Source organism: Bacillota bacterium, assembly GCA_029961055.1.
Lineage (GTDB): Bacteria > Bacillota > Sulfobacillia > JAIMAT01 > JAIMAT01 > JAIMAT01.
The window spans coordinates 1-12,009 of the sequence record JASBVM010000022.1; the positions used below are offsets into that span (position 1 = coordinate 1).

At 75.2% G+C, this 12,009-nt stretch carries 12 protein-coding genes; 11 read left to right on the top strand and 1 reads right to left on the bottom strand.

Annotated elements, in window-relative coordinates; all coding sequences use genetic code 11:
- Positions 1 to 257: 257 nt before the first annotated feature.
- The 3 genes from QJR14_06620 (at position 258) to QJR14_06630 (ending at position 3,443) form a co-directional block, all read left to right on the top strand.
- Positions 258 to 1,100: a cation diffusion facilitator family transporter gene (locus QJR14_06620; GenBank protein MDI3317271.1), complete on the top strand. Its 843-nt coding sequence runs from the start codon at positions 258 to 260 to the stop codon at positions 1,098 to 1,100.
- Between the two features lie 309 nt (positions 1,101 to 1,409).
- A complete protein-coding gene (locus QJR14_06625) occupies positions 1,410 to 2,993 on the top strand; it encodes a recombinase family protein (GenBank protein MDI3317272.1) in 1,584 nt (527 codons plus the stop codon).
- Positions 2,994 to 3,152: 159 nt separating this feature from the next.
- On the top strand, positions 3,153 to 3,443 hold the full coding sequence (locus QJR14_06630; protein ID MDI3317273.1) for a sigma-70 family RNA polymerase sigma factor: 291 nt from the start codon (positions 3,153 to 3,155) through the stop codon (positions 3,441 to 3,443).
- Between the two features lie 15 nt (positions 3,444 to 3,458).
- Here QJR14_06630 and QJR14_06635 read toward each other — a convergent pair whose 3' ends face one another.
- Positions 3,459 to 4,079, bottom strand: a complete 621-nt coding sequence (locus QJR14_06635; protein ID MDI3317274.1) for a DedA family protein — start codon at positions 4,077 to 4,079, stop codon at positions 3,459 to 3,461.
- Between the two features lie 180 nt (positions 4,080 to 4,259).
- Here QJR14_06635 and QJR14_06640 point away from each other — a divergent pair, with 180 nt between their 5' ends.
- The 8 genes from QJR14_06640 to QJR14_06675 form a co-directional block, all read left to right on the top strand.
- Positions 4,260 to 4,835 (top strand): hypothetical protein, encoded by a 576-nt coding sequence (locus QJR14_06640; protein MDI3317275.1) that lies wholly within the window; start codon positions 4,260 to 4,262, stop codon positions 4,833 to 4,835.
- A gap of 16 nt (positions 4,836 to 4,851) precedes the next feature.
- On the top strand, positions 4,852 to 5,439 hold the full coding sequence (locus tag QJR14_06645; GenBank protein ID MDI3317276.1) for a YqeG family HAD IIIA-type phosphatase: 588 nt from the start codon (positions 4,852 to 4,854) through the stop codon (positions 5,437 to 5,439).
- Positions 5,440 to 5,464: 25 nt separating this feature from the next.
- Positions 5,465 to 7,273 carry an ATP-binding protein gene (locus QJR14_06650; protein ID MDI3317277.1) on the top strand — a complete coding sequence of 603 codons (1,809 nt, stop codon included), beginning with the start codon at positions 5,465 to 5,467 and terminating at the stop codon, positions 7,271 to 7,273.
- Positions 7,260 to 7,964 (top strand): response regulator transcription factor, encoded by a 705-nt coding sequence (locus QJR14_06655; protein ID MDI3317278.1) that lies wholly within the window; start codon positions 7,260 to 7,262, stop codon positions 7,962 to 7,964. Before QJR14_06650 ends, QJR14_06655 begins: the two co-directional genes overlap by 14 nt.
- A 221-nt stretch (positions 7,965 to 8,185) precedes the next feature.
- Complete coding sequence (locus QJR14_06660) at positions 8,186 to 8,569, top strand: hypothetical protein (protein ID MDI3317279.1); 384 nt, start codon at positions 8,186 to 8,188, stop codon at positions 8,567 to 8,569.
- The gene (locus tag QJR14_06665; protein ID MDI3317280.1) at positions 8,545 to 9,573 is read left to right on the top strand and encodes a type IV pilus twitching motility protein PilT; all 1,029 of its coding nucleotides are present in this window, start codon (positions 8,545 to 8,547) and stop codon (positions 9,571 to 9,573) included. Before QJR14_06660 ends, QJR14_06665 begins: the two co-directional genes overlap by 25 nt.
- On the top strand, positions 9,573 to 10,376 hold the full coding sequence (locus QJR14_06670) for a prepilin peptidase (protein ID MDI3317281.1): 804 nt from the start codon (positions 9,573 to 9,575) through the stop codon (positions 10,374 to 10,376). Before QJR14_06665 ends, QJR14_06670 begins: the two co-directional genes overlap by 1 nt.
- Positions 10,377 to 10,497: 121 nt before the next feature.
- The coding region (locus QJR14_06675) for a GspE/PulE family protein (protein ID MDI3317282.1) at positions 10,498 to 12,009 on the top strand (1,512 nt) is incomplete at its 3' end.

The window sequence follows — 12,009 nt, forward strand, 5'->3', positions numbered from 1 at the left end:
GCGGCTCGACGCCTTCCGGGAACGGGCCTGGAAGGAGTACCTGGACTTCGAGCCCTTCCTGAGGCAGTCGCTGCGCGACCTCCTGGAGGGCTGATCGAGAGCCGATCCGCCCCGGCCGCGCTGGCGCCGGCAGGCCCGGTCGGCCTATTCTGAGCTGGAGGCCAAGCGGACGCCTCGCGCGGCGCGGCGAGGCCGCAGCCGGGGCTCGCGGGCGGAAGGGAGCGACGATCGGCAGGGAAGGCGGCGAGGAGCGCCGGCTGGTCGCGGCGCTGGCGGTGACCCTGGTCTTCCTGGCCGTGGAGGTGGCGGGCGGCCTCCTCTCCGGGAGCCTCGCCCTCCTCTCCGACGCCGGCCACATGGCGAGCGACGCGGCCGCCCTGCTCCTCAGCCTCTTCGCCCTCCGTATCGCGCGCCGGCCACCGACGCCGCGCATGACCTTCGGCTACCGGCGGACGGAGATCCTCGCCGCCCTGGCCAACGCCGCCGGGCTCCTGGTCGTCTCCGGCCTCATCCTGGTCGAGGCCTACCACCGCTGGCTCGCGCCCCCTCCGGTGCGGGGCGGCCTGATGCTGAGCGTCGCTCTGGCCGGCTTTCTGGCCAACCTGGCCGGCGCCTGGATCCTCGGCCGGGGCGTCGGCCGGAACCTCAACCTGCGCAGCGCCCGGCTCCACGTGCTGAGCGACCTGATGGGCTCGCTCGGCGCCATCGTCGCCTCCCTCGTCCTTCTCGCCACCGGCTGGCGACCGGTCGACCCGCTCCTGAGCGCGTTGATCGCCCTCCTGATCGTGCGCAGCGCCTGGCGGCTCCTGCGCGAGAGCGTCGACGTGCTGATGGAGGGGACGCCGAGCCAGCTCGCCTACCGGCAGGTCGAGGCGGCGCTCGAGGAGGCGCCCGGCGTCGCGGCCGTCCACGACCTCCACATCTGGTCGATCGCGCCGAGCTTCCCCGCGCTCAGCTGCCACGTCCGCCTTCGCGAGGAAGCCGACCCCGGCGAGATCCACCTCCGCCTCCAGCGGATGCTGCGCGAGCGCTTCGGCATCGAGCACGCCACGCCCCGGCTGGAGCTGCCGGACGAGGCGCACGACTACTCCTGCCAGTAGCGCACTCGGCCGGGCGCCCGCGCCAGGGCCGTCCCCGGGCGATGCCCGCATACCCTCGTCGCCGGGGCGCGACCATGGCGAAGCGAGGCGTACGAGGCGAGGGCCGCCGCCTGGAGGTGCTGCCCGTCGCCTCCGAGGCCGAGGCCCGGCAGGCCCGCGAGACCGCGCTGCGGCTCCTGGCCGAGTGGATCCGCGCGGAGGCGCCCCGGCGCTGCGAACCGGACGCTTCCACGGAGGCAGAGGAGCTGCCCGGCCCCGCCCGGGGCGCCGGCGGCCAGCCCCGGTGCCCGCGCCAGGAGAGGCGGTGCGATGCGAGCGGCGATCTACCTGCGCGTCTCCACCGATGAGCAGGCCGAGCACGGCCACGGCATCGACTTCCAGCGCGAGGAGTGCCGCCGCAAGGCGGCGGAGATGGGCGCCCGCACCGTCGACGAGTACGCCGACGAGGGCGTCTCGGGCGCGGTGCTGGCCAGGCCGGCGCTCCTCCGCCTCCTGGCGGCGGTCCAGGAAGGCCGCTACGACGTGGTCCTCTGCTGGGACGCCAGCCGCCTCAGCCGCGAACTCCGCGACCAGCTCGACCTTCGAACACGCATTCGCCAGGGGGCGCGGCTCCTCTTCGTCCACGGCGGCTGGGACGAGGCGACGCCCGAGGGCGAACTGATGTTCAACGTCTCGGGCTCCGTCGCCCAGTACGAGCGGGCGAAGGTGCGGGAGCGGACCATGGCCGGGCGCAGGCAGAAAGCCCGTTCGGGCAAACTCCCGTTCGGTTTCGCTCCGTACGGCTACCGGTACGACCGGGAGCGATCGACCCTGGTCCCGCTGGAGGAAGAGGCCCGCGTGGTCCGGCGCATCTTCGACGACCTGATCCATTACCGCGCCGGCCTGAACGGGATCGCGCGGGCGCTGACCCGGGAGGGCGTGCCCACCCGCCGCGGCGGCGCCTGGCACCGGCAGGTCGTCCGCCAGATCGCCCGCAACCCCGTCTACAAGGGGGTCTACTACGCCAACCGGCGCGACCTGGGCGGCGTCGCCCTCAACCGCTACCGGCGCCCGGGCGAGAAGCGGTGGGGAAGGCTCCGGCCCCGGGAGGAGTGGATCCCGGTCCCGGTGCCGGCGCTCGTCAGCGAGGCCGTCTGGGAGGAGGCGCAGGCGGTCCTGGACCGGGCGGCGCGGCTCTGGCGCGGCGGCAAGGAAGCCTACCTGCTCCGCGGCCTCCTCCGCTGCGGCCACTGCGGCCTGCCCATGGCGGGCTCCCCGCGGACCAGCTGGGGGAGGAGGCGCCGCGCCTACACCTGCCGCCGCCACCAGGCCGGGGTGAAGGCCCCGGGCTGCGGCCGCGCCGTCTGGGCGGAGGAGGTGGAGGAGGGCGTCTGGCGCTGGCTCCTGGAAGAGCTGGCCGACCCGCCGGCGCTGGCGCGCGCCCTGGCGGAGCAGGCGCAGGGTCCCGGGCTGGCAGGGGCGGAGGCGGAGCGGGAGGAGCTCCGCGGGGAGCTGGAGCGGGTCGAACGCCGGCGCCAGGAAGTCGTCGCGCTGGTGGAGCGGGGCCTCGCCGACGCCGAGACGGTCGCCGCCCCGCTGGCACGGCTCCGCGCCCGGGCGGAGGACCTCCGCGCCCGGATCGCGGCCGCGGAGGCGGCGCTCGCGCAGGGCCGCCGGGCGGCGCCCGGCCGGGACGAGCTGGCCGCGCTGGCCGCACATGGCCTGGCCGCGCTGCGCGCGGGCGAGCTGCCGCCGCTGGCGCTGCGGCAGCAGCTGGTCCGCACCCTGGTCGAGGAAGTGGAGGTGACCGACGGAGCGATCCGGATCCGCGCCCGGGTCGCTTCCTCCCGGGCACGCCAGGCGCGGGGCGCGGGGGACGGCGAGGGGACGATGTCATCGGATTCGAGATCCTGATGTACCTCCGCCAGAGGAAGAAGTCGCGGAACGAGGTCTTCCTCCACGACCCGGTGGGGCAGGACCGGGACGGGAACGAGATCACCCCTGATCGACGTCCTCGAGGACGGCTCCGAGCCGATCGCCGACATCATCGCCAACCGCTGGAACGCCTCGCGGATCAAGGCGCTCCTCTCCTCCCTCGGCCCGCGCGAGCGGGAGGTGCTGGAGCTCCGCTACGGCGTCAGCGACGGCGAACGGCTGACGCAGCGCGAGGTGGCACGCCGGCTGGGGATCTCCCGGTCCTACGTCTCGCGGCTGGAGAAGCGGGCGGTCCGCCTGGTGCAGCAGGCGTGGAGGGCGATGCAGCGCGGCGACCCGAGCACGGCGCGGCCGGAGCGACGATCTCGGCGGGACGGGGGCGGAGAGCCCGGCGGCGGGGGGGTTCGGGCGGACCGGCAGCACGGGTGACCCGCCCGCGCGGTCTCAGGTCCGGACGACGTTGGAGCGGAGGCGCGCGGCGGCCCACCAGGCGATGGCCACCACCAGGAGGAGGGCGACCGCCAGGGTGAGCCAGTGGAAGTAGGGCTGGATCGCCTCCCAGTGCTGGCCCAGCACCGTCCCCGCCCAGAGCAGGCCGACGGTCCAGGGGACCGAGCCCGCCACCGAGTAGGCGGTGAAGGTGACGGGCGACATGCGCGCCGCCCCGGCGGGGAGCGAGATCAGCCCGCGCATCACGGGCACCAGGCGGGCGAAGAAGACCGCGGCGGGTCCGTAGCGGCGGAACCACTCCTCCGCCCGGTCCAGATCCGCGCTCTTGAGCAGGACGTAGCGCCCCCAGCGCTCCACGAAGGGCCGCCCCCCGTAGCGCCCTACGGCGTAGAGGCCGAGGTAGCCGAGGGCGCCGCCGGCGGTGGAGACCAGCGCCGCCTCCAGGAAGCCCATCCGCCCCTGGTCGACCAGCCAGCCGGCGAAGGGCAGCAGGACCTCGCTGGGAAGCGGCGCGCCCGCGCTTTCCAGGGCCATCCCGACCAGGAGGCCGGGGTAGCCGAGCGTGGCCATGGCGTTGAGAATCGCCTGCAGAACCGCGTTGAGGATGCCGCTCATCATCCGCCCCCTGCCGCCGGCGGGACATGCGCTACCCTGGAGGGGACCCGGCCGGGTCCCCGGCGAACCGCCGCTCGCGACGCGACCTTCCGGAGCGCCGTTCCCTCGAGGGAGTTCTACGGGTGACGCCGGAGGAAGCATACCAGATCGGTGGTGCCTCACCGAACCGGGAGGGTGCGGATGGACGACGACTGGAAGACTCTGGAGGAGCACCTCGGCGCGGCGCGGAGCGGCCGCGGGCGGGGGCGGGGGAAGGAGGCGCTTCCTTTCCTCCGGCGGGCGCCCGGGAGGTGGGAGGCCGGCTGGCAGCTGGAAGGTCGCGCCGCGGCGCTCCTCCTCCAGGCGGCCATGGACCGCGGGCCCGAGCTGCTGGCCCGGTTCGCCCGCGACTTGGAGCGGGCGGCCGAGGCGGGAGCCGGGTCGAGGCAGGCGGGAGCCGGGGCGGCGGAAGGGCTCCGCCTGCGCCTGGCGCTCCGCGGGCGCCCGCCACTTCCCGCCCTGGAGCTGATCCTGCCCGCGGCCGAGCCGGCGGCCGGCCCCGCCGCCGCGCTCCTTCGCGGCTGGGCACAGGGGGGCGCGGCGATGGAGGGACGGCGGCTGGAGGTGGCGCTGGCGGGCGAGCCGGAGGCGGCGCCGGCGGGCGAGCCGGAGGCGGCGGGCGCGGCCGCTGCCGCCGCCTGGCTCGAGGCCACCGGCTGGCTCGACTTCGCCCTGGGCTCCGCCCACCGGGCCCCGGCCCACCGGAGCGTCGGCTGAGGTGGGCTCCCCCGGGATGGCCCGGCCGAAGAAAGCCTCCCGCCGGCCGTGGCTGGTCCCCGACCTGGCCGTGGAGCGGCTCGACCAGCTGGAGACCGGCTGGCTCCGGGCGCGCGGCGTGCGCGGGCTGATCGTCGACCTGGACAACACCCTGACCGACTGGAACGATCCCGAGGTGCCGCCCGAGTCCCGCGCCTGGCTGGCCCGGGTGCGGGAGGCGGGGCTCCGGGTCTGCCTCCTCTCGAACAACCGGAGCGGGCGCGTCCGCGCCATCGCCCAGGCCGAGGGGCTGGCCGGCTCCGTGGCCAACGCCGCCAAGCCCTGGCCCGGCGGCTTCCGCCGCGCCCTGGCCTGCCTGGGGCTCGAGCCCTCCCAGGTGGCCGTGGTGGGCGACCAGCTCTTCACCGACATCCTGGGCGCGCGGCTGGTCGGCTGCCTGGCGGTCTGGGTCCGGCCGCGCAGCCCGCGGGAGTTCGCGGGCACGCGTCTCCTCCGCCAGGTCGAGCGGGCGTGGCTCGCCTGGCTTCGGCGGCGGGGCCGGCTGCCGGCCCTGCCGCCAGGAATCCGGTCCCAACCCGATTCGCCCTCCGACCCCCGTCGCTAGATTCGAAGCGAGGGGGGTCCGGCGCATGCCGCGGGCGAGGCGGAGCGTCGGCTGGCGGCTGATCGTCCTGGTCTCGCTGGCGATGCTGGTCGTCTGGTCCGTCTACATCTGGTGGGACGCGCGCGAACGCCAGGCGCAGATCCGCGCCGACCTGGCCATGCGCTGCCGCCTGACCGCCGCCCAGTTCCTGGCCGTGCGCGCCTTCATGGCCGAGACCTCGCCCCGCCCCTCCCGCTACCAGGAAGGCGAGTCCTTCCGCCACCTCACCCCGGACGCGGTGCGCGAGGCGATCGACGTCAGCTTCCCCGACCTCCGCGGCGTCCGCATGCAGGAGATCTGGAGCCCCCAGGCGCGCCCCGGGGCCAAGGCGCCCGCGGCCGACGCGGCCGAGGCGCTGGCCGCCTTCCGGCGCGACCCCCACCTCCAGGAAGAGGTCGTGGAGGACCCGGCCAGCGGGCTCTACAGTTACATGGCGCCGATCCGGGTGGACCAGGGCTGCCTGCGCTGCCACCAGGGAGGGTCGGCCGGCACCCCCGCGCCCCCGCCGGGCGGATCCGCGACCTCCGCGGGGACCGCCTCCTCGCGGCCCGAGCACCCCGCCCGGCCGACCTTCCGCCTGGGCGAGCTGGTCGGCCTGATCCGCATCGACGTGCCGCTCGGCCCCTTCCAGCAGCGGCTCGCGCACGCCACCCTGGGCCAGGCGGGCTTCGGCGCGGGGATCCTCTTCCTGACCGTGCTGATCGTCTACTTCGTCATCCGCCGGACCGTGGTCCAGCCGCTGGGCGAGCTGGCCGCCGCCGCCTCGCGCCTCGGCCGCGGCGACCTGAGCGACCCCGGACTCTCGGGCGGGGACTTCGAGATCGGCATCCTCCAGCAGACGCTCAACCGGACGGCGGCGGAGCTGCGCGCCCTCTACACGGGGCTGGAGCAGCGGGTGGAGGAGCGGACGCGGGAGCTGCGCGAGGCCAACGAGCGGCTGGGGCGGGTGAACGCGGAGCTGGAGCGGGCCAACGTCGCCCTCGCCCGCGCCAACGCGGCCAAGAGCGAGTTCCTCGGCCGCATGAGCCACGAGCTGAAGACGCCGCTGGCCGCCATCCTGGCCTACGCCGAGCTCCTGCAGGAAGGCCGCCGCGGCCCGGTGACGCCGGCGCAGCGCGACTACCTCTCCGGCATCCTCGAGCACGGGCGGAGCCTCCTCCACAGCATCGACCGGCTGCTGGAGACGACGCGCATCGAGTCGGGCAAGGTGAGGCTGGAGCTGGAGCTGGTCCAGCCGGAGGAGCTGCTGGGCCGGGTGGTGACGGTGATGGAGGCGAGCGCCGCCCGGCGCGGTCTCCGCTTCGAGACCGACTTCGCCGAGGTGCCGGCGGTCATGGCCGACGCCCAGCGGATCTCCCGCAGCGTGGAGAGCCTGCTGGAGAACGCCATCCACTTCTCGCCCGAGGGCGGCCGGATCCGGCTCTGGCTCCGCTACGTGCCCGCCTCCGACTCCGTCCTGATCGGCGTCGACGACCAGGGGCCCGGCATCGACCCGGACGAGCAGGAGCGGATCTTCGAGCCCTTCGAGCAGGGACGCCAGGCCGGCCGGCGCGGCACCGGCCTCGGGCTCAGCCTGGCCCGGCGCTACGCCCTTCTCCACGGCGGCTCGCTCTGGGTGGCGAGCCTGCCCGGACGGGGCAGCACCTTCGTCCTGCGCCTGCCGGTCCGCCAGCCGCGCCAGCAGGAGGCGGCCGCGGCGACCCCGCCCGCGGCCCCCCCGGCGACGCCCTCGGTCACACCCCCGGCGACACCCCCGCCGACTCCCCCGGAGGTGACGGAGCTTGGACAGCGTTGACCGCGAGGCGATCCACATCCTGGTGGTGGACGACGAGCCCGCCATCTGCCAGGTCGTCCGGGACCGCCTGAGCCAGGAAGGCTACCGCGTGACGGTCGCCTCCAGCGCCGAGGAGGCGCTGGCGCTGCTCGACCGGGAGCTTCCCGACCTGGCCATCGTCGACCTGATGCTGCCGGGGTTGGACGGCTTCACGCTCTGCGAGCGGATCCGCTCCCGTTCCAACCTCCCCATCGTCGTCCTGACCGCCCGCTCCGAGGAGTACGACAAGGTGATCGGCTTCCGCCTGGGCGTCGACGACTACGTGACCAAGCCCTTCAGCCCCTCGGAGCTGACGCTCCGCGTCCAGGCGATCCTGCGCCGCACGCGGCGCCCGGCGGGAGAGGAGCGGGCGGTCCGGTGCGGCCCGCTCACCATCGATCCGGCGCGGCGGCTGGTGACGGTGGACGGCCAGCCGGTCGACCTCTCGGCGCGGGAGTTCGACCTGCTCCTGGTGCTGGCCTCGCACCCGGGCTACGTCCTCACCCGGGAGCAGCTGCTCGACCTCTGCTGGGGCTCCGACCTGCCCGCCGACACCACCAACGTCACCGTCGCCATCAGCCGCCTGCGGGAGAAGCTGGAGGCGGCCCGGCCCGGTTTCGACTGCATCCAGACCGTGCGCGGCGTGGGATACCGCTTCCGCACGGCGCTCTGAGCCGGAGGGCCGGAGAGGACTTCTTCGGGCTGCGGGTTGCCGGGGGCTCCCGCGGGCCCTTCCGCGCCCTTTCCGGCCGCCTCCGGCTCGTGCTTGCTCCTTCCGTCGCCCCCTCACTCCCTCTCGCTGCTTCGCCGAGAGAAAACCGCAATCCCGTCGCAAAAGGGGCGCACGCGCCCTGCAAGACGGCGGCCTTAGGGTGGGGGCGGGGGGGATCCGCCATGACCAGGAAGCCCGGCCGCCGGCAGCTCGAGTCGCCGAAGCGCGCGGAGTCGTGGATCGAGACGGGCCTGGCGCTGGCGCTGGTGATCGGCCTGGACCGCCTGGGCTGGCTGCCCCGCCTGGGCGACGGCCTCGGTTCCGCCGCCGGCGGCTCCACCGCCGGCACCGCCACCACCCCCGGCCTGCTCCTGGTGCTGCTCACGCTCCTGGTGGGGCTGATCGATCTTCTTCGACCGCACGCCTCGACCGCCTCGGGTCGAGCCGCCCCGATCGACGCCGAACCGGCATCCAAAAAGAGGAATCCGGTCGGATGGACGCGAATGGACCGGGAAAAGACGGCGTCGGGAGTGCGGGAAGCGTGGAGGACCTGGCGACATGGCTGAGGGCGGCGGTGGAGCAGGGCGCGTCCGATCTGCACCTGACCGTGGAGTCACCCCCGGTCCTGCGCGTCAACGGGGAGCTGGTCGACCTCGAGGGGCCGCGCCTCCGGCCTGAGGACGTCCGGCAGCTGGTCGAACCCCTCCTGGACGAGCGGAGTCGCCTCACCCTGGAACGCGAGGGTCAGGTGGACTTCGCGCACAGCCTGCCCGGCGTGGGCCGCTTCCGCGCCAACGTCTACCGCCAGCGCGGCAGCCTGGCCGCCGCCTTCCGCCTCATCCCCGTCCACGTCCCCGACCTGGAGAGCCTGGGGCTCCCGCCCTCGGTGGACGCGTTCTGCGACCTGACGCAGGGGCTGGTGCTGGTGACCGGCCCCACCGGCCACGGCAAGTCGACCACCCTGGCGGCCATGGTCGACCGGATCAACCGGAGTCGCCGCGCGCACGTGGTGACCCTGGAGGACCCCATCGAGTACCTCCACCGGCACGCGCGGAGCCTGGTGGACCAGCGGGAGGTGGGGCTGGACACGCCCAGCTTCGCGGCCGGCCTGCGGGCGGCGCTCCGGGAGGATCCGGACGTGATCATGGTGGGGGAGATGCGCGACCTGGAGACCATCTCCATCGCGCTGACCGCCGCCGAGACCGGCCACCTGGTCCTGGCCACGCTCCACACGCCGAGCGCGCCCCAGGCGGTGGACCGGATCGTCGACGTCTTCCCCGCCGACCAGCAGAACCAGACGCGCGTCCAGCTGGCCGGCGTCCTGGAGGGGATCGTCGCCCAGCGGCTCGTCCCCTCGGCCGACGGGAGCCGCCGCCACCTGGTGGCGGAGGTGCTGGTCGCCACCCACGCCGTCCGCAACCTGATCCGCGAGGGGAAGACGGCCCAGCTGGCCTCGGTCATGGAGAGCTCGCGGCAGCTCGGCATGGTGACCATGCGCGAGAGTGCCGGCCAGCTCCTGACCCGGGGCCTGGTCACGCGCGAGGCGCTCCTGCGGGTGGGCGTCCGCTGATGCCGGCGGCGGCACCGCCGCCGCAGGGGGTACCGACGCCCGTCTGGGCGCTGGCGCTCCTGGCGGCGCTGGTCGGGCTCGCGGCAGGAAGCTTCCTCAACACGGTGATCGACCGCTGGATCCGGGGCGAGTCGCTCCTCCGCCCGCCCTCGCACTGCGAGAGCTGCGGGCGGAGGCTGGAGCCCTGGGAGCTGGTGCCGCTGGCCAGCTGGCTCGCGCTGCGCGGGCGCTGCCGGAGCTGCGGCGCCGCCATCGGCTGGCAGGCGCCGGCGGTCGAGGCGGGGACGGCGCTCCTCTTCGCCGCCGTGACGGCGACGGGGCGGGGGTGGGCGGAGACGCTCCTGGGGCTCGGGCTGGTCGCGCTCCTGGTGGTGGCGACGGGCGTGGATCTCCGCGTCCGCCTGATCCCCGACGCGGCCAACGGGCTGGCGGCGGGATGGGCCCTGGCGATCGGCTTCCTGGCCCGGGGCGGCGGCTTCTGGCCGCACCTGGCGGCGGCGGCCGGCGCCGGCCTTCTCTTCGCCCTCATCGGGCGCCTCAGCGGCGGCGGCCTCGGCGGCGGCGACGTCAAGCTGGCGGCGGTGCTGGGGCTCTTTCTGGGACCGGCGCCGGCGGCGCTGGCGTTCTTTGCCGCGGCCGTCCTGGGCGGGGGCGTGGCAGGCTTCCTCCTTGTGACAGGGAGGCGCTCCCGGCGCGACGAACTCCCGTTCGGTCCCTTTCTGGCCGCCGGTGCGCTGGTGGCCTGGTTCTGGGCGGGGCCGCTGATCGGGCTCTACCTGCGCTGGAGCGGCCTGGGCGGCTGAGGCGGAACGGCGGGGGAAGGGCGGGGGAAGAGCGGGGGAAGGGGCCGCCGGAAGGGAGTGCGCCGTGCGGCGCGCGGGGGACGCGCCGGGCGGCCGAGACGGGCGAAACGGGGCGGTGTCGATGCCGGCGACAAGCTTTCTCTTCCGGGGACCTCTCGGCGACTACCTGGTCGAGCAGGGCTGGATCCGCCCCGAGCAGCTCCAGGAGGCGCTGGAGGAGCAGCGGCGGAGCGGCCGGCGGCTGGGCGAGATCCTCGTCGGCCGCGGAGCGATCACCCGCCGCCAGCTGCAGACGGCGCTGGGGGCGCAGCTGGGCGTCCGCCCGTGGGATCTCCGCGCCGCACCGCCGGAGCCGGCGGTCGCGCGCAGGATCCCGGACTGGGTGGCGCGCCGCTACCGCCTGATCCCCGTCCGCGAGAGCGGCCGGCGGCTGGTCCTGGCCATGGCGGACCCCACCGACCTGGAGGCGGTGGAGCAGGTCCGCCTCCTCACCGGCCAGGAGGTGGAGCCGGTCCTGGTCGACGAGGAAGAGGTCCGCGAGGCGATCGGGCGGATCTTCGGCCTCCTGGAGACGGCGGAACGGGCGGCGCGCACGGCCGCGGGCCGGTCGCGCCGCGGCGAGGCGGGCGCCGAGGCGGAGGCGCGCGGGGAGGCCGCGGCGCCGGTCCCCGCCGAGGCCCAGGCGCCCGTCATCGAGTTCGTCCAGAACCTGCTGGAGGTGGCGGTGCGCGAGAAAGCCTCGGACGTCCACCTCGAGCCGGGCGAGAACAGCTTCACCATCCGCTTCCGCGTCGACGGCGCCCTCCACGCGGCCATGAGCCCCTCGCCGGCCCTCCACCCGGCGGTCGTCTCGCGCCTCAAGGTGATGGCCGGGATGGACATCGCCGAGCGGCGGCTCCCCCAGGACGGCCGCTTCAGCGTCCGCGTCGACGGCCGCGAGTACGACTGCCGCTGCTCCTCCATGCCGACGGTCCACGGCGAGAAGGTCGTCATCCGCCTCCTGGACAAGGAAGGCGGCGGCGCCCGCCTCGACCGCCTCGGGCTCCCGGCGGAGACGGTGGAGCGCCTCCGCGAGCTGGTCCGCCGCCCGTACGGGATGATCCTCCTCACCGGTCCCACGGGGAGCGGCAAGTCGACCACCCTGGCCGCCCTGCTCCAGGAAGTGGACCGGACCCGTCTCAACGTGGTCACCATCGAGGATCCGGTGGAGTACGAGATCCCCGGCATCAACCAGAGCCAGGTGAACGCCCGCGCCGGGCTGACCTTCGACGTGGCGCTCCGCCACTTCCTCCGCCAGGACCCCGACGTGATCATGGTGGGCGAGATCCGCGACCGCGAGACGGCGGACACGGCCGTCCGCGCGGCGCTGACCGGCCACCTGCTGCTCAGCACCCTGCACACCAACGACGCGCCCAGCAGCGTGACGCGGCTCGAGGAGATGGGGGTGGAGCCCTTCCTGATCGCCTCGTCGCTCCTGGCGGTGGTGGGCCAGCGGCTGGTCCGGGTGCTCTGCCCGGTCTGCCGCCAGCCCTACCCGGCCGGCGAGCCGGCGGCGCGCCTCTTCGCCCAGGCCGGCCTGGAGCTCGACCCCGCGGCCACCCTCTTCCGGCCGGCGGGCTGCCCCAGCTGCCGG